The sequence below is a fragment of the Oleiphilus sp. HI0080 genome (assembly GCF_001635135.1).
Map to the genome: position 1 here is coordinate 1 of NZ_LWFU01000760.1, position 407 is coordinate 407.

The 407-nt window shown below is 43.5% G+C and carries 1 protein-coding gene; it reads left to right on the top strand.

All coding sequences use genetic code 11. The features are described 5' to 3' along the window. On the top strand, positions 1-407 hold a 407-nt coding region (locus A3751_RS15925), incomplete at both ends, for an AI-2E family transporter (RefSeq protein WP_156492537.1).

Sequence of the window (407 nt, forward strand, 5' to 3'; positions counted from 1 at the left end):
CTGTGGTCGTTACCGCACTAATCTACCTTGTTGTTGTACCGATGCTTGTTTTTTTTATGTTGAAAGATAGGGATGTGATCCTTAGTGGGGTCTCTAAAGCTCTACCCAAAAATCGTCGCCTGATTACACAGGTATCGTCGGAGATGAATCAACAATTCGCAAATTATTTGCGTGGTAAGGCGGTGGAGATTCTCGTTGTTGGAATTTGTACTTACGCTGGCTTCTTTGCGTTCGGGCTAAACTACGCTGCGCTGCTCTCAATTCTGGTCGGTTTGTCGGTCGTTATTCCTTACATTGGGGCGGTAGTGGTTACGATCCCTGTGGTGATTATTGCCTTGTTTCAGTTTGGGCTTACTAATGAGTTTTACTACGTGCTTGGAATTTATATGTTAATACAAGCTTTGGAT